Below are 15,995 nucleotides of genomic sequence, written 5' to 3' on the forward strand. Positions count from 1 at the left end.
TGTTCCTCCTGTCGACGGGAGCGGGGACGGGCGTGGGCCCGCCCGGAAGGCATCGGGCGGGCCCACGGTCGAGGGTGGCTAGGCCCTCGCTTACTCCTCGGTGTCCTCGAAGAGGTTCTCGACGAGCGCGTTGGAGTGGGAGGCCGAGTCGTGAGCCAGCTGACCCGGGTCGGCGATCGGCGCGAAGACCTGCTCGTTTTCCATGAACTCTCCTTCATCAGCAGGGAGATACGGCGTTCGGATGAGCACCGTGACCCCAATCTAATGAATCTGATTTTCATATTCTAGAGCTGCGATGGGGTGATCTGGGTAACACACAGGCCACCCCCCTTCCGGATCCTCACCGACCCGGCCCGCCACCTGCAGCACCTCCGCCAGCAACCCCGGCGTGACGACCTGCTTCGGCGCTCCGTCGGCCACCACACGGCCCTCCCGCAGGGCGACGATCCGCTCGGCGAACCGGGCCGCGTGGGCCAGGTCATGCAGCACCATCACCACCGTGAGCCCGCGTTCCTCGCGCAGACGCACCACGGTCTGCAGTACGTCGAGCTGGTGGTGCAGATCCAGGTACGTGGTCGGCTCGTCGAGCAGCAGGACCCGGGTGTCCTGAGCGAGCGCCATCGCGAGCCGGACACGTTGCCGCTCGCCGCCGGACAGGGCGTCGACGTCACGGTCGGCCCAGTCCTCCACCCCGACGTCACGCAGCGCCCGGCGCACGACGGGGTCGTCGCCCTCGCGCAGCATGCCCAGCGGGCCACGTGCCGCGTACCGCCCCTGACGGACGAGGTGACGCACCGACATGCCCGGCACGGCCGGAGCCGACTGGTGCAGCAAGGCCACCCTCCGGGCCGTGGCGCGTCTTGAAAGCCGCGTGACGTCGTCCTCGCCGAGCAGCACGCGCCCTTCGTCGGGGTGCAGCAGCCCGGCGGCCAGCCGCAGCAGGGTCGACTTGCCGCAGCCGTTCAGGCCGATCAGGGCGGTCAGTTCGCCCGGCCGGACGGTCAGGTCGACGCCCCGCAGCACGGGCCGTCCGGGGTAGCCGAAGTGGACCCCCTCGACGTGGATCCCCACGGACTCGATCATGCACTGTCCTCAATTCGACGTCAGAACATACGGCTCGGCGTGCGGCGCAAGACGAGCAGCAGCAGCGCGGCGCCGAGGCAGGCGGTGAGCGCCCCGACCGGCAGCGTGAGCCGTCCGGAGTCCAGCGCCGTCGCCAGCAGCCGCGAGGACAACTGCGCGGCTGCGTCGGCCCCGCACACCACGACCGCGCCTGTCAGTGCGGCGCCGGGAAGGCTCCGGCGCAGGTCCGCACCGAAGACGGCCACGGCCAGATGCGGGACGAGCAACCCGATGAAGCCCAGCGCGCCGACGGCGGCCACGGCGCCGGCGGTCAGGGCCACCGCGCACATCAGGGCCAGGGTCCGGGCCCGGCGGGCGGAGAGACCGGCGGCGAGGGCGATGTCGTCCCCGCAGCGCAGCAGGGTCAACGGCCCCGCCAGCAGCCAGGCAGCACCCCCCCAGACGAGCGCCCACGGCCACAGCAGGTGCCAGTGCTCCCACACCCGGCCCTCCGTGGTGCCCACCAGCCACTGCACGACGCTGCCGAGCTCACCCGGTTCCACGAGCAGCACCATGGCGGTGAGCCCGCCGAGCACCGCCGACACCAGCACCCCGTGCACGGCGGTCTGCGCGGGATCACCGCGCCCGCGGCCGGCGAGCAGCCACAGCAGCACTGCTCCGGCGCACCCGCCCGCGCAGGCGGCGAGGATCACGGCCAGGGGCGAATCCCACCCGGCGAGCCCCAGGGCGGTCGCGGTGACGGCGCCGAGGACCGCCCCCGGGGTCACGCCCGTCACCTCCGGCCCGGCCAGGGGATTACGCAGGGCGGACTGCAGGACCAGTCCCGCCACGGCCAGACAGGCACCCGCGCCGAGGGCCACCAGCAGCCTCGGCAGACGCAGTTGGAACAAGATATGGCGCTCCGTCACGTCACCGCCACCGTTGAGGACGTCCCAGACCGCCCCCGGGGACATGCCGCGCCCGGCCACCACCTCCACTGCGGCGCACACGGCGGCCAGTGCCGCGAGGGCCGTGAAACGCCGGGTCACCGTACGTCCTCCGTTCCAATCGTCCCGAGAGGCGGCGAGGTCGGACCGCCGGGCCCGGGATCGCCCCGGTGAGCGTGATGCGATGCCCCGGCGGGAGGTACTTCGTCCGCCACACCCGAAGCCGTCTTCCGCGGCCCGGACAGCTGCTCGCGCACCCCGGCCGAAGCGGCCGGTCCGCGCCGGTCCGCCGCCCGGCGACGGCCACCCGACCGCATCAGCGCGACGCCGGCCGGCACCCCCAGCAGGGCCGTCCACGCGCCGGCAGGCGTCTCCACGGGTGCCAACGCCAGCCGGGCCGGGACATCGGCGACCACCACGACGACAGCGCCCCAAGCCGCGGACCAGGGGAGCCAGCGCACCGCTCCCGCCGCGGGATCGAACCAGCGGCTCAGGTGCGGGGCGAGGAAACCCACCCAGGCGACGGGCCCGCACACGGCCGTCACCGGAGCGATCAGCACCACGGCGATGGCCAGCGCTGCCAGCCGGGCGCGCTGAGCTCGCACACCAAGCGCCTCCGCGTCCTCGTCGCCCAGCCGCAGCACGGACAGCACCGGCGCGCACAGCACGAGTGCGGGCACCGCGACGAGCAGCCACGGCCACAGGCCCGTCACGTCGTCCCACGTCCGGGCGGAGAGGGAGCCGAGCAGGTAGCGGTAGATCAGCTGGAGGTCCAACTGGTCGGCCATGACCATCAGCACGAGCAGCGCGGCCTGCAACGCGGCCGCCACCGCCGCACCGGTCAGCAGCACGGCGGACGGACTGCGGCCGATCCCGGCGACAAGCAACGTGAGCCCGCCACCCAGGGCTGCCCCGCCGATGGCCAGCAGAGGCTGGACGGCGGCGGGCAGCGAGAAGGCCAGCACCAGCGGCGCGGCCACCCCCAGCGCGGCCCCGGACGACACACCCAGCATCTCCGGCACCGCCAGCGGATTGCGCAGCGCCTCCTGGAGCACCAGCCCGGCCGCCCCCAGACAGGCTCCGGCGACCAACGCCAGCAGCAGCCGGGGCACGCGGAGTTCACTCACGACGATCCCGGCGAGGGTGGTGTCCCCCTCCAGCACAGCGGCGACCAGCCGGTACGGGGGGACGTAGGGGGTACCGAGGCTGAGCGCGCAGACCGAGAAGACGGCCAGCAACACGACCACCAGAAGCGGTTGCCACCTCCGCGCACCGCGCAACGGCCGCTCTCCGCCCGCCGCGGCGCGATCGGCTACGGCGGGCACTGGAAGGGACGTCCTCACCGCAGCGCGGCCGTGGCCTCGTCGAGCACGATGCCCAGCGAACGGGTGCCGCGCCCCTTGGCCCACACCTCTGAGTTCACCTCGTGGACGTCGCCGTTCCCCACTGCCGGAATCTTGCCCCAGAGCGGGTTCCCGGCAAGCTTCTCGGACAGTTCGCCCTCTGCGTCGCCGAAGCTCAGCGTCTCGACGAACAGCACGTCGACGTCCTTGGCGAGGATCTCTTCGAGACTGTAACTGCCCTCCACACCGCGGGACTTCCACGGGTAGTCGGCGATCTTGGGGAACAGGCTGGCGGCCACGTCACCTTCGGGCGTCGCGACGCCGAAGTTCTCGTCACTGCCGTAGATGATGAGCGCGGTCTTGTCGCTCGGGGCCTTCTCGGCGGCGGCGAGCTTCGTCCGGAAGATCCTCTCCGCCTTCTCCCCCTGGGCGGTGCGGCCGGTGAGCGCGGCGGTGTCGCGCAGGTAGCCCACGCTGTCCTGCCACGTCTCGGGCTGCATGGCCCAGAACGTGGCCGCTCCCTTGAGCGCCGGGGCGAGCTTGCCGTGGGTGTCCCCGAGGCCGATCACGAGATCGGGCTTGTGGGAGAGGATCGCCTCCACCTCCGGGGCGATGAATCCGCCGGGGATGATGTCCACCTCCTTGGCCTTCTCCTCCCCCAGGAAGTCCGGGTGGGCGAGCAACGCGCTGCTGGTGGCCGCCGGCACGATGCCCAGTTCCGTCAGGATGTCGTCACACAGGGCGAACAGGCAGACGATCCGCGCGGGCTCCTTCTTCAAGGAGATCTTGACGCCGTTGGTGTCGGTCAACTCCGTCGACGCCTTGATGGGTTCGACCGTCACCTCCGTCTTCGCCGCGGGCTTGGCCTTGTCGTTCGTGGCTTCATCGGAGGACGAGCCGCAGCCGACCAGGAGCGAACCCACCGCCGCTGCGGTGAGCCAACTGCGGACGAATCTCGACGGTGAGCGCAGCATCGATGCCCTCGCTTCTTTTCAGGTACCGGGAACGCACTGAAGATACATGATAATCGTTTTCACCAGACCGGTCTCTGGAGGACTCATGCCCGCTGCCACACCCGTCCTGCTCGTCTCCGACCATGTGGCCGGAGCCGTACACCTGTTGACCGTGCCCGACGGTGCCGTAGCAGGACGCCTCACCGGCCGTCACCTTTCGGAGCACGCCGGGTTCCTGGCGCTGCCGGGCGGGCGGGTGGCCTGCGTCGACGACCGCCGCGGGGAACTGCTGGTGCTCGACCCCTACGCCGAGGAACTCGTGGAGCGCGCGGTTCCGGTCGCCGTGCCGGCCGAGCACCTCGCCTGCGACCCGTCCGGCCGCCGACTGGTCGTCACCACCGGCCTCGGCAAGAACAGCGAACCGTGGTCGGACCTGCTGACGGTCCTCGACCTGGCCACCGGAGAGGCCGCACGGGTGCGGACGCGCATCGGCGAACCGGGCGTGACCGTGCTGGGCGGGATCGACCCTCTGGTCGTACTGCGGCACCGGGAACCCGGTGCGCTGGCAGTCCACCGGTTCGCGGACCTCCTCGAGGCTCCGCCTGGTTGCCCCCTGGTCACCCCTCACGCGCTCCTGCCGCTGCCGGACGACGGGCACGGGGACGCCCAGGCACCCGGCTCGGAGCAGGTGTTCGCGGCCACGAGCCAGGGAGTGCACCGTGCCCGCAGAAAGGGCGACATCCTCGTTGCCGAGGCGGTCATTCCGTGGGCATCGCCGGCCCGGGGCTGGTACCTCCGGCTCGACACCCGGTGTCAGGCACTGTGGACCACGCTGCGCGGCGGCGACCCGGACCCGCTGCGCTGGCCGGAGTGGACCAACCAGGCATGGCACCACGAGCTGGGAACCGGCCGCACGCTGCTCACGGACCTCGGTCCCGGGCTCGTCTTCCGGCTGGCCCTGGCTCGGCGCCACACCGCCTTCACCCGTGTCCATCCCGACGGCGACGAGCTGATCCTGCTCGGCGCCGACGGCGCCGCCCGCCGCTTCCCCCTGCCCGGTATGGATGGTGCTCCACGTCGCGGCGGCACCCCCTGGGAGGGCGTCCAACGCCGCGCGGTGGCCGCCTCACCGGGCTCCGACTGGATCGCCGTCACCCGGGGCGGCCACGGCGAGGTGCACATCGTCGACGCGGAGACCGGCCACGAGGCGGCGCGTTCGCGGCTGAGCACACCGCTGCACCACGGCGGCCACCTGACACTGCGTGTCCGGAACGACGGCGCCGACGGTGATCCCGTGGGTCGGTGACGGGCCTGCGGGCCCTCCTCGTCCTCGCGAACACCGGGTCCAGAGGTGACCGACGATCACCCCCGCAGTGATCATGATGCTGACCGGCAGGAGTCCGTCACCCCCGGACCACACCAGCCCCGCGAGCTGCGGAACCAGGATGAAACGATCCCACCGCCGACCGTACCGACCGCTCTCCGGCTGTCGTTCCCGAACGGTCCTCGGCCGACGGTCCCTCACTCGCACCTGAAACAATGGCGATCAGTCACAGCGGGGCGGCGCGATCGGTTGCGCACCGTTCTTGCCGCGGCCGGGGAGGACGGTGCTCGGCGACGGTGTGGCTGAGGGCGGCGATGCCGTCGGAAGACGGGCTGAGGATACGGAGTGCTGCTGTTCATGCGGTTTCGAAAGAGCGCTGTCATCGCGGTGGTGTGTGCCTTGGTCGCTGGTGTCTCGGGGGACCGTGCCGGCACCTCCGCGCCCGCGGGGGGACCTGTGGAGGACCTCCTGAACGGCAGGGACTGGGCTCACTTCGCCGGCGGGAAGCCCACGCACACAGGAGTACGGGTCACACCCCTCGACCGGCGCATCACACGCCAGGACGGTACCGGCGGACAGCCGAACCCACCGGTGAACCTGCGCGGTCCCCACATGGTGTTCCGAGGGGACGTCCGGATCGAAGCCGGCCTGCGGCGCACGGATGACACGGATGCCTACCTGCATCTGTACGGTGAGACGCCGGTCATCTACGACGAATGGCGCTACGAACGGCGCGGCGTGCGCATCGGCGTGGTCGGCGGGAGACTCCGGATCGACCGCTGGGACGGAGACTCCGACAGACCTGCGATGACCCGGACCTTCGGGAGCGGCCTGGGGCTCGGAGTCCGCCTCGCCGTCGAAGTCCGCGCAAACAGGCTTGTGCTGGAGGCCGACGGCAGGGTCGTGGGAACCGTTCCCGCGCGGGACGTCTTCGGCAGTGGCCGCATCTGGTTCGGCGCGGATGCGGGAGCCCGCGGGAAGGGCTGGACCCTCAGCGATCTCCACGCGCGGTCACTGGGACGGGGCCGGATGTCCGTCGTGGACGCGCCTGGCCTGCGAGTGCCCCGGTCCAGCGATGCGATGCGTGATCTGGCGGCGGTTCTCCCACGCCCGATCCGTATGGGAACCGCCCTGGCCGCGGGCCCCTTGCTGACTGACAGCGCCTACCGCCGGACGGCGGGTGAGGAGTTCTCCATGCTTACGCCGGAGAACGACTTCAAGCCGCAGTTCGTCCAGCCTCGACGTGGCGTGTTCGCGTTCGCGGAAGGCGATACCTTGGTGGACTTCGCGGAGGCCAACAGGATGAAGGTGCACGGCCACACCCTCGTCTGGTTCGAAGCCCTGCCCGCATGGATGCGTGCCGAGATGACGCACGAGCAACGCAGGCGCGTCATGGTGGAGCACATACGCGCGGTAGCGGGCCACTTCCGGGGGAAGGTGGCGGAATGGGACGTGGTGAACGAGCCCATGTCCGACGAGGATGAGGACTACTCCAACGGCAACCGGGGCGTGCGGCCACAGTTGTGGTTCGAAGCGATGGGTGAGCAGTACATCGACATCGCCTTCCACGCTGCCCGCGAGGCCGACCCGCACGCGGTGCTGTACCTCAACGAGTACGGGGTGGAGGAGGACGGTCCACGCTGGGATGCCCTCTACGCGCTGCTGATCCGGTTGAAGGAGCGGGGCGTTCCGATCGACGGCGTCGGTTTCCAGGACCACGAATACGCCGTCGGCGACCGTACCGACCCCGAGGTCTTCCGACGCAAGGTCCGGGCTTTGGCCGGGCTCGGCCTGAAGGCCCGGGTCTCGGAGGCGGACGTCCTCGTCGACGAGGACGAAGAGGACATCCAGGCCCGCCAGTTGGCGGGGAAACTCGCAGTCTGCGGCGAAGAACCCAACTGCACCTCGTTCTCGACCTGGGGTTTCACCGACAAGTACGGTTCCACGGCTGACCTGCGACACTATCCCCCGAGTCCGGGAAACGCTCTTCCCTGGGACGCGACGTACGAGGTGAAACCCGCCTACTGGGCACTGCGTGACGTCCTGGACGACGCTCGCCGCTCAGGTACTGGATAGGTACGGCGAACACCGCGAACGACCAGTGGGATCGTTTCATCCTGGTTCCGCAGCTCGCGGGGCTGGTGTGGTCCGGGGGTGACGGACTCCTGCCGGTCAGCATCATGATCACTGCGGGGGTGATCGTCGGTCACCTCTGGACCCGGTGTTCGCGAGGACGAGGAGGGCCCGCAGGAGGGTGGTCGCGTGGCGGGCGTTCATGCGGACCTTGGTCAGGATGCGCCAGGACTTGAGGTGGGCGAACCCGTGCTCGACGGCGGCGCGTTCGCGGCTGATCAGCCGGTTCGCTTCCTTCTCGGCATCGGTGAGTCGGTGGTTCCGGGTGGCCTTGCGGCCGGTGATGATCACGGGGTCGTCGTCGGGCCGGCCGTCCAGGCCGACGAAGCCGAGGTCGGCCAGGGTGCCGAGGCCGGCCTCGCGGAGACGCGCGGTGATCTTGTCGTGGCGGGCGGTGGTGATCTCGCTGGAGCGGCCGGACCGGGCGGAGGAGATCCAGATCAGGTTGCACCAAGGCACAGGCGCTGGCCGACAAGGTGCTGCCCGATGCGGTCAAGGCCCAGGCGCACCGGAGGATGGCCGAGCCGGGATCCGGTGAGGCCGAAGACACCGGATGAAAGCCCGCGGAGAGCGAACCGCGGAGGAGTCCGTGCGTGCCGTGCGCCGTGTGCTGGACCTCGGTGTGACCTTCTTCGACACCGCCGACGTCTATGGGACCGGGCACAGCGAGCGTGTACTGGGACAGGCCCTCGGCAGGCACAGGGCGGACGTCGTCGTGGCCACCAAGTGGGGCAACCTCTTCGACGAGAAGAGCAAAGTCCTCACAGGCAGCGACGACTCACCGGCGTACGTACGACGTGCGCTGACGGATTCGCTCGGCAGGCTCGGCACCGACTACGTGGACCTTTACCAGCTTCACCTGTCGGACGCGGACCCCGAACGGGCCGCTCTCCTGCGGGACGGCTGCGAGGATCTCGTACGGGAAGGGCTCATCCGCGCGTACGCATGGAGCACTGACGACCCGGGGCACGCGGCCCTCTTCGCCGCGGGCCCGCACTGCGCGGCCGTGCAGCACCGCTGCAACGTCCTCCAGGACGCGCCCGAAATGCTCGCCTTGTGTGAGGCGTCCGACCTCGCGAGCATCAACCGCAGCCCGCTCGCGATGGGGCTGCTGACCGGGAAGTACGTTTCGGGGAGCACGCTCGCCTCCGGGGACATCCGCAGTGCACCGCCTGCCTGGCTGCCGGGTTTCGCAGCGGGTGGTGGCGCCGATCCGCGGTGGCTGGAGCGCATCGAGGCGGTACGGTCCGTCCACGGACGGGCTCCGGAAGAGAGGGCGGGGCTCACCACCGGCGTGAGCCGAGGGGTACGGGACTGCCGCGCTCACGCCCCCGGGCGGTCGGAGGCACGAGCGCGGGGATCGAGCCGAGGTCAGCTGACGGTCAGGGTCCGCTGTGCCGTCAGGCCGCGGGACGAGCGTGCGGTCGCGAAGGTGTAGGGGCCGGGTACGAGCGTCCAGGCGCCCGCCTTCCACACGGTGAGGTCCTGCGCGGGGATGGTGAGGGTGAGCCGCTTGGACCCCGCAGCGGGGAGGACGACCTTCCGGAAGGCGACGAGGCGGCGCGGTTCGGCCTCCGCCGCCGCCGGCAGGGTGGCGTAGACCTGGACGACGTCGGTGCCCTGGCGTCGGCCCGTGTTGGTGACCGTGACGCTGAGGGTGACGTGCTTGGCCGTCCGGTCCCAGGCGGCTTCGAGGGAGCCGTGGGCGAAGGTGGTGTACGACAGGCCGTGGCCGAAGGGGAAGCGGGGCTGCTGGCCCTTGGCGTCGTAGTGGCGGTAGCCGACGGCGATGCCCTCGTCGTAGGAGACGGTGCCGTTCGTGCCGGGGTAGGTGGCGGTCGTGGTGCCCGGTCCCTGGCCGGCGTGTGCGGGGAAGGTGACGGGGAGGCGGCCGGAGGGGTCGCTGTCGCCGAAGAGGACGGCGGCGAGGGCGGTGCCCATGCCGCGGCCTCCGTACCACGCCTGGATCACGGCTTCCACGTCGTCCAGCCAGGGGGTGGCGACAGGGCCGTCGGTGTTGAGGACGACGATCGTGCGGGGGTTGGCGGCCGCGACGGCGGAGATCAACTGGTTCTGGTCACCGGGTAGTTCGAGTCGCTCGTGGTCCATGGCCTCACCGGCGACCCGGTTGGCGAAGACGACCGCGGTGTCGGCGGCGCGGGCCGCGGCCACGGCTGCGGGGATGAGCGAGTCGGGCTGCCAGCCGAGGGTGAGGCCGCAGGTGCCGGGTTCGGCGGTGGCGTTGGTGTAGGTCAGTTCCACGGTGACGGGCCGGCCGGCGGTCAGTTCGGCGGTGCCCTGGAGGGGATAGTCGTAGGGGCCGAGGAAGAAGCGGCGCATCTGCCGGGTGCCGGAGACGACCGTCGTGCCGTTGATCTTGAGTGTGGTGGTTCCGGCGGGCAGCAGGGAGAAACGGTGCAGGCCCGTGGCGGCCGGGGTGAGGGTGCCGGTCCACTTCGCGGACCAGACGTCGGGCAGGCCGTCGGCGGGGGCGGTGGTGAAGTCGACCTCCGCGTCGGTGCGGGTGGTGAGGGGTGTGCCGGTGGCGTCGGCGCCCGCGTAATAGGTTCCGGTCAGACCGGCCGTCCCGGCGCTCGTGCGCAGGACTGCCGAGGGGACCGTGGTGAGGGGGACGTCGCCCTTGGTGCCCTGCGCGTGCGTGACCTCGACGGAACCGCCGGCGCGAGCACGGATCGCCCGCAGCGGAGTGGTCCAGGCGCCGGGGTCGACGTACGTGGATCCGGACACGCCGGGAAGGACGTCGGCGCCGGCAGGGCCGATGACCGCCAGCGACGTCAGCGACGCGGGCAGCGGCAGTGCCGCGGAGCGGTTGTGGAGCAACACCGTGGAGGCGACCGCGGCTTCGTGGGCGAGGCTCTGGTGCTCCGGGGTGCTGACGTCGTCGGCCGGCAGCAGGTCCGGGACCGCCGCAGGGGAGCCCTCGGCGCTCTGAGCGAGTCGGGCCTCGCGGCGGCGGCACTGCGGGAACTGCCCTGTCCCGCGATGACGGCGCAGGCCGGCCGGGACGCCGGACACCGCGTCCTCGGCCTGCCCGACCGCCCCACCGCCGTCTTCTGCGCCAACGACCTGCTCGCCCTGGGCGTGCTGCAGGCACTGTACGAGGCCGGACTGCGCGTGCCCGACGACATCGCGGTCGTCGGTTACGACGACATCGACTTCGCGGCGTCCGCCGTCGTGCCGTTGACCTCGGTGCGACGGCCCGCCGTCGCGATGGGGTGGCAGGCGGGCCGTCTGCTCATCGAGGACACGGCCCCGCGCGGCACCGGCCATGAGCACGCGCACGTCGTTCTCCGACCGGAGCTGGTCGTCCGCCGGTCCACCAGGGCGGCCCCGGCGCGTCGCGCCTGAGGCCCCCGCCGGTGGGGCGGGCACCGGCCGGGAGCCGAGGGGGTGTGCCTTCCGGCCCAGTGGCCTCGTGCGATCCATGTCGCGAGGTGCGGCGCATCGTCGCCGGTGGTGGCGCATCGTCACCGGTGGTGGCGCATCGTCACCGGTGGTGGTGTGCGCGCCGTGCCCGGTACGTACGTGCTGGGGCATGGAAGCAGGTCCTTCCGGTGGGGTGACGCGTGTGGACGGGGCAGGGACCGGTGACCGGGACCAGGACCGGGACCGGGACCGGTGGTCAACTCGCCGGCCGGATGCGCACGGGAAGCGAGGCCCAGGAGCGCAGGGTGTTGTTGAGGTGCCGCCTCGGCTCGCCGGCGAGTTCGAGGTGTCCGACGCGGCGCGCGAGCGCGGTGAGCAGGGCTTCGGCCTCCAGGCGGGCGACGTGCTGGCCGACGCACTGGTGGATGCCCATGCCGAAACCGACGTGCCCGGAGGGGTCACGGGTGAGGTCGAAGCGGTCGGGGTCCGGCCAGCGGTCCGGGTCCCGGTTGGCGGCGCCCAGGAACATGAGGATCTTGCCGCCCTCGGGTATGCGGGTACCGGCGATGTCGACGTCGGTGGTGGCGGTGCGGAAGAACGTCTGCACCGGGGACTGCCAGCGCACCGCCTCGTCGAACGCCACCCGCGCCGGCTCCGGGCGCTCGCGCAGCCGCTGCCATTCCTCCGGATGCGTGGCGAAGGCGTACAGCGCGGCGGCCAGGCCGTGCACGGTGGTGTCGACGCCGGCGGTGAGCAGCGAACGCACCACCAGGGGCGCCTGCGCGTGGGTGAGGTCGCCGCGGTCGGCGGCGGCCCAGATCCGGGCGCCGAAGCCGTCCTCGCTCAGCGCCTCGCGGGCGCACTGGGCGTTCACCCACGCCGACAGCTCCCCGACGCGGTGCGCGTCGGCCTCGACAAGGGCGTTGCGCGGTCCGAAGGCGTTGAAGGCCGTGTTGCCGTAGGGCAGCAGGTTCTCCCGCCCGTGCGGGCCGAGACCGACGGCGTCGGGGAAGACGCGCAGGGGGAACGCCTTCGCCAGGACCTCGAAGGCGTCGAACTCCCTCCCCTGCTCGGTCAGTACCGTCTCGACGAGTTCCTCGGCGACCGCCTGCCACGTCTCGCGCAGCCTGCGCAGGGCGAGCGGGGCGAGGATCTCGCGCAGCACGCGGCGCGGCGCGTCGTGGTGGGGCGGGTCGGCCTCCAGCAGCAGGCTCGGCGGGCGCCACGGCTCCTCGTGGCGGAAGTTGGCCAGTCCGACTCCGGCACCGGACTGGAAGGTCTGCCAGTCGACGAGCGCGGCGTGCACCTCCCGGTGACGGGCCAGGGCGTGTACGCCGTAACGGGACAGGCGGACGACGGGGCCGGCTTCGCGCAACTGCCGGTGCAGTGGCTCGGGGTGTGCCAGGTGCCCGGCGGCGAACGGGTCGGCGTCACTGATCGGCGGCGACGCGGGAACGGCTGCTGTCTCGGTCATGGCGGCTCCACGAAAAGCGGCTCGGGCGAAGGGGTTCGAGGCACGTCTGCTCGGAAGTCCGGCAGCGCGTGGCCGAGGCCGGCTGCCGGTTCAGAACGCTCAGAGGTCCAGGACCAGGCGGTCGGAGCGCGAGCGGGACACGCAGGGCATCATGCAGTCGCCCGCGGTGCGTGTGAGGCCGCACCCGGCGTTGCGTTCCCTACATTTCCTATCGATTTACTGGGGAAGTATTGACCGACCACCCGGCGGGTGCGCAGGATGATGCACATGTCCCCCACGCAGCAACGACTCGTTCGTCGTCGGCATGTCGACTTTGGTCACGTCGTCAGCGCCGCCTGCTGTCGCGTGTGAAGCACGCGCCCCGCACTCCGCGCGTGCCACGCCGCTCCTTCTCCCCCACCCCAGGTGCTCAGGCGCGTCCCTCCCGCCGCGCCTGACGACACGACACCCTCCTGAAGGACGACTGCCATGACCACGGCACTTCCGGCCCAGGCCACCCCGTCCGGTTCACCCCTTGCCGACACGCGTCGTCTCCGCCTCGTGGGCGGCATCGCGCAGGACGGCGACGGGGGACACGGTTCCGCTCCGCTCGTCGGCTACCTCCTGCTCGTCCCCGAAGGCACCGATCCCGCCCGGCTCTTCGCCGAGGGCGTGGCACGACCGGAGATCCGACCGGTCGCCCACCCGGACCCACCCACCGTCCGGCAGACGGGAGACGACGCCGTCCGCATCGATCCCGCACGTCGTGTCGCGACGGTGGACGGAGCCGAACTCGACCTCACCTACCTGGAGTTCGCGCTGCTGGCCCACCTGGTCCAGCAACCCCACCAGGTGCACTCGCGCGAGCGGCTGATGGCCGGCATCTGGGGCTACGACCACATCGGCGACGGGCGCACCGTCGACGTGCACATCGCGCGTCTGCGCCGCAAGCTCGGCGCGGCACACCGGCAACGCGTCGTCACCGTCCGGCGGGTGGGTTACAAGTACGTACCCGTCCGGCAGGACGACACCGCCACCGCACCGTGCCATCGACCTTAGAGGAGACCGCTTCCATGGGCATTGCCCCCGCTCCGGCCGACCCCGCTCCGGAATGCGACCGGACCGGGCCCGGCCGGGCGCACTGGCTGCGCGTGGCCCGGGAGACGGCGGACGACCTGGCCACGGACGCGGCGGCCCGGGAGCAGGCGGGCAAGGCGCCGTTCGACGAGGTGTCCCGGCTGCGCGAGGCGGGACTGCTGGCCCTCCTCGTACCGGCCGGGTCCGGAGGAGGCGGCGCGGACTGGCCCACGGCCCACGCCGTGATCCGGGAGATCGCCGCGGCCGACGGTGCGATCGGCCAACTGCTCGGCTGTCACTACTTCCTGTCGTGGAGCGCGCGGTTCTTCACCCAGCCCTCCTCCGCCGACCGGCTCGAGCGGCGGTCCGCGGCGGAGCAGTGGTGCTGGGGCGGCGGTCTCGCCCGTCAGGAGCACCCGTTGACGCTGACCGCGAGAGGTGGCGGCCACGTGCTCGACGGCCGCCAGAGCTACGCCACCGGGGTCCTGGTCGCCGACCGCCTCGCCGTGCGGGCCGTGCGGGCCGGCACCGGCGAACCGCTCGCCGTCGTCGTCGACCCGACCCGGCACGGCGTGGGGATCGACGGCGGCGCCGACGCCTTCGGCCAACGGCTCGCGGCCGGCGGGAGTGTCGAGTTCGACGCCGTACGCGTCGCCGCCGACGACGTGCTCGGTTCCCTGTCCGCGGACGAGGACGTCCTGTCACCCCCGACCGCTCTGGTGTCACCGGTCGGACGGTTGCTGTCCGTCCAGCTCCGTCTCGGCATGGCCGAGGGAGTGCTCGCCGAGGCCCGTGAGTACAGCCGAACGGCACACTCCGCCTGGCAGACCGCCTGGCCGGCCGGCTCCCCCCGGGACCCCCACGTGCTGTCCGTCTACGGAGAACTCACCGTCCTCACGCGCTCGGCCTCCGCGCTCGCCGATCAGGCGCTGCAGGCCGTGCACGACGGGCTGGCGCGCGGGGAAGACCTGACCTTCGACGAGTGCGCGGAGATCTCGGTCCTCGTGGCTCTGGCCGAGGCCGCCGCCTCCCGGGCCGCGCAGGAGTCCGCCGCGCGCGCCCTCGACATCGTCGGCACCCGCTCCGCCTCCTCACGGCTGGGCTTCGACCGCTTCTGGCGCAACGCCCGGACCCACACCCTCTACGAGCCGGTCACCCACCGGATCCGCGAAGTCGGCGACTACTTCCTCAACGGTGAGCACCCTCCGTTCGTCCTGCCCGTCTGACCGTACGAGCGCGGCCCCGCGGGCGCCCTGATCGCCGACGCGGCAGCCGCGTACCGCGCCCCGCCGGACCGCCGCGGGAGCCGGCCGACGAACTGTGGGCGGTGCACACCGACGACCACGACTGTGCCGCCCCTTCAGGACCGGGAAGTCGGCCGAGCACCGCAAGAGGTTCGCCTCCCGGAGGTACCGCACCGCCCACCCGGCCGTCCGCGTCCCCGCCGGTCCCGACGGCACCCTCAGCCACGTCCCCGAGCGCGACGACGCCTCCCACCGCGCCTCCGCCGCGGCCTGAGCCCACCGGCCACCGGCCACGACGCCTGCGCCCCGGCCTGAGCCCACCGGCCGCCGGGCGGAGGAGGGACCTCTCCCCCGCCCGGCGGCCCTCCCGCAGCGGATACCGGCCACGGCCGTACGGGATAATGGGTGCATGCGGATCTCAGCCAGGGCGGACTACGCGGTACGTGCCGCGCTGCAACTCGCCGCGTCACGGGACGACGGGCCGCTGAAGGCCGAGGCCATCGCCGCCGCCCAGGACATCCCGCACAAGTTCCTCGAGAGCATCCTGAACGACATGCGCCGGGGCGGTCTCGTGCTCAGCCAGCGCGGCGGCAACGGCGGCTACCGCCTGGCCAAGCCCGCCGAGTCCATCAGCATCGCCGACGTCATCCGCGTGGTGGACGGTCCGCTGGTCTCCGTGCGCGGGGTCCGCCCCCCGGAGCTGTCCTACACCGGCCCCGCCGAGTCGCTGCTCCCCCTGTGGATCGCGCTGCGGTCCAACGTGCGCGAGATCCTCGACGGCGTGTCGCTCGCCGACGTCGCGTCCGCCCGGCTCCCCGCGGACGTGTCCGCACTGGCGGAGGCCCCGGGCGCCTGGATCAACCCCTGACCCTCCCGACGGTTCGCCCGTCTCACCATTCGGTACAGGCCGGTCCGTATCGCGAACACCCTATTGGGGCAGGCGCCTTCTTCTGCCACGATCCCTAGCACTCAGGTAGGAAAACTAGGGAACAGCGGGGGTGTGGCCATGGGAACGCTCGACCGCGGCGTCCGGTCGCTGCCCCGCCTGACCTCGCGCCGTCACATCGACTTC

General features: G+C 71.9%; 14 protein-coding genes and 2 pseudogenes. 8 read left to right on the forward strand and 8 right to left on the reverse strand.

Annotated elements, in window-relative coordinates; genetic code table 11:
* Positions 1-90: 90 nt before the first annotated feature.
* The 5 genes from amiA to ACGFQC_RS14450 form a co-directional block, all read right to left on the reverse strand.
* Positions 91-204, reverse strand: a complete 114-nt coding sequence (gene amiA / locus ACGFQC_RS14430) for a streptamidine family RiPP (RefSeq protein ID WP_363087743.1) — start codon at positions 202-204, stop codon at positions 91-93.
* 57 nt (positions 205-261) lie between these two features.
* On the reverse strand, positions 262-1,083 hold the full coding sequence (locus ACGFQC_RS14435) for an ABC transporter ATP-binding protein (RefSeq protein WP_363087742.1): 822 nt from the start codon (positions 1,081-1,083) through the stop codon (positions 262-264).
* Positions 1,084-1,103: 20 nt separating this feature from the next.
* Positions 1,104-2,111, reverse strand: coding sequence for an iron ABC transporter permease (locus ACGFQC_RS14440; RefSeq protein WP_363087741.1), 1,008 nt, complete (start codon positions 2,109-2,111; stop codon positions 1,104-1,106).
* Positions 2,108-3,256 carry an iron ABC transporter permease gene (locus ACGFQC_RS14445; RefSeq protein ID WP_363087740.1) on the reverse strand — a complete coding sequence of 383 codons (1,149 nt, stop codon included), beginning with the start codon at positions 3,254-3,256 and terminating at the stop codon, positions 2,108-2,110. Before ACGFQC_RS14445 ends, ACGFQC_RS14440 begins: the two co-directional genes overlap by 4 nt.
* Positions 3,257-3,348: 92 nt before the next feature.
* Positions 3,349-4,326 (reverse strand): ABC transporter substrate-binding protein, encoded by a 978-nt coding sequence (locus ACGFQC_RS14450; RefSeq protein WP_363087739.1) that lies wholly within the window; start codon positions 4,324-4,326, stop codon positions 3,349-3,351.
* Between the two features lie 85 nt (positions 4,327-4,411).
* On the opposite strand from ACGFQC_RS14450, the gene ACGFQC_RS14455 reads away from it, so the two are divergent.
* Positions 4,412-5,611: a hypothetical protein gene (locus ACGFQC_RS14455; RefSeq protein ID WP_363087738.1), complete on the forward strand. Its 1,200-nt coding sequence runs from the start codon at positions 4,412-4,414 to the stop codon at positions 5,609-5,611.
* A gap of 363 nt (positions 5,612-5,974) precedes the next feature.
* Positions 5,975-7,705 carry an endo-1,4-beta-xylanase gene (locus ACGFQC_RS14460; protein ID WP_363087737.1) on the forward strand — a complete coding sequence of 577 codons (1,731 nt, stop codon included), beginning with the start codon at positions 5,975-5,977 and terminating at the stop codon, positions 7,703-7,705.
* A 108-nt stretch (positions 7,706-7,813) separates the two neighbouring features.
* Here the strand turns inward: ACGFQC_RS14460 and ACGFQC_RS14465 are convergent, their stop codons facing one another.
* On the reverse strand, positions 7,814-8,221 hold the full coding sequence (locus ACGFQC_RS14465; RefSeq protein WP_363087736.1) for a transposase family protein: 408 nt from the start codon (positions 8,219-8,221) through the stop codon (positions 7,814-7,816).
* A 106-nt stretch (positions 8,222-8,327) separates the two neighbouring features.
* On the opposite strand from ACGFQC_RS14465, the pseudogene ACGFQC_RS14470 reads away from it, so the two are divergent.
* A pseudogene (locus tag ACGFQC_RS14470) lies at positions 8,328-9,014 on the forward strand (aldo/keto reductase); the annotation flags it as partial.
* 119 nt (positions 9,015-9,133) lie between these two features.
* Here ACGFQC_RS14470 and ACGFQC_RS14475 read toward each other — a convergent pair.
* A complete protein-coding gene (locus ACGFQC_RS14475) occupies positions 9,134-10,606 on the reverse strand; it encodes a glycoside hydrolase family 3 C-terminal domain-containing protein (RefSeq protein ID WP_393288199.1) in 1,473 nt (490 codons plus the stop codon).
* Positions 10,607-10,666: 60 nt separating this feature from the next.
* Between ACGFQC_RS14475 and ACGFQC_RS14480 the strand changes: the two are divergent.
* Positions 10,667-11,131, forward strand: a pseudogene (locus tag ACGFQC_RS14480) (substrate-binding domain-containing protein); the annotation flags it as partial.
* 274 nt (positions 11,132-11,405) lie between these two features.
* Here the strand turns inward: ACGFQC_RS14480 and ACGFQC_RS14485 are convergent.
* Positions 11,406-12,623 (reverse strand): cytochrome P450, encoded by a 1,218-nt coding sequence (locus ACGFQC_RS14485; RefSeq protein WP_363087735.1) that lies wholly within the window; start codon positions 12,621-12,623, stop codon positions 11,406-11,408.
* Between the two features lie 468 nt (positions 12,624-13,091).
* Here ACGFQC_RS14485 and ACGFQC_RS14490 point away from each other — a divergent pair, with 468 nt between their 5' ends.
* The 4 genes from ACGFQC_RS14490 (at position 13,092) to ACGFQC_RS14505 (ending at position 15,791) form a co-directional block, all read left to right on the forward strand.
* On the forward strand, positions 13,092-13,661 hold the full coding sequence (locus ACGFQC_RS14490) for a winged helix-turn-helix domain-containing protein (protein ID WP_363087734.1): 570 nt from the start codon (positions 13,092-13,094) through the stop codon (positions 13,659-13,661).
* 14 nt (positions 13,662-13,675) lie between these two features.
* Positions 13,676-14,905, forward strand: coding sequence for an acyl-CoA dehydrogenase family protein (locus ACGFQC_RS14495; RefSeq protein WP_363087733.1), 1,230 nt, complete (start codon positions 13,676-13,678; stop codon positions 14,903-14,905).
* 94 nt (positions 14,906-14,999) lie between these two features.
* Entirely contained in the window at positions 15,000-15,197 is a 198-nt protein-coding gene (locus ACGFQC_RS14500; RefSeq protein WP_393288202.1) for a hypothetical protein, read from the forward strand.
* 135 nt (positions 15,198-15,332) lie between these two features.
* Positions 15,333-15,791: an Rrf2 family transcriptional regulator gene (locus tag ACGFQC_RS14505; protein ID WP_363087732.1), complete on the forward strand. Its 459-nt coding sequence runs from the start codon at positions 15,333-15,335 to the stop codon at positions 15,789-15,791.
* Positions 15,792-15,995: the final 204 nt, after the last annotated feature.

Origin of the sequence: Streptomyces sp. NPDC048734, from assembly GCF_043198675.1 — a bacterium.
In the GTDB taxonomy this organism is placed as follows: domain Bacteria; phylum Actinomycetota; class Actinomycetes; order Streptomycetales; family Streptomycetaceae; genus Streptomyces.

Excerpts from the sequence above, each read along its gene's own strand:
- ACGFQC_RS14485 (WP_363087735.1), bottom strand. The coding sequence starts at position 12,623 with ATGACCGAGACAGCAGCCGTTCCCGCGTCGCCGCCGATCAGTGACGCC.
- ACGFQC_RS14435 (WP_363087742.1), bottom strand. The coding sequence starts at position 1,083 with ATGATCGAGTCCGTGGGGATCCACGTCGAGGGGGTCCACTTCGGCTAC.
- amiA (WP_363087743.1), bottom strand. The coding sequence starts at position 204 with ATGGAAAACGAGCAGGTCTTCGCGCCGATCGCCGACCCGGGTCAGCTG.
- ACGFQC_RS14455 (WP_363087738.1), top strand. The coding sequence starts at position 4,412 with ATGCCCGCTGCCACACCCGTCCTGCTCGTCTCCGACCATGTGGCCGGA.
- ACGFQC_RS14490 (WP_363087734.1), top strand. The coding sequence starts at position 13,092 with ATGACCACGGCACTTCCGGCCCAGGCCACCCCGTCCGGTTCACCCCTT.
- ACGFQC_RS14450 (WP_363087739.1), bottom strand. The coding sequence starts at position 4,326 with ATGCTGCGCTCACCGTCGAGATTCGTCCGCAGTTGGCTCACCGCAGCG.
- ACGFQC_RS14505 (WP_363087732.1), top strand. The coding sequence starts at position 15,333 with ATGCGGATCTCAGCCAGGGCGGACTACGCGGTACGTGCCGCGCTGCAA.
- ACGFQC_RS14495 (WP_363087733.1), top strand. The coding sequence starts at position 13,676 with ATGGGCATTGCCCCCGCTCCGGCCGACCCCGCTCCGGAATGCGACCGG.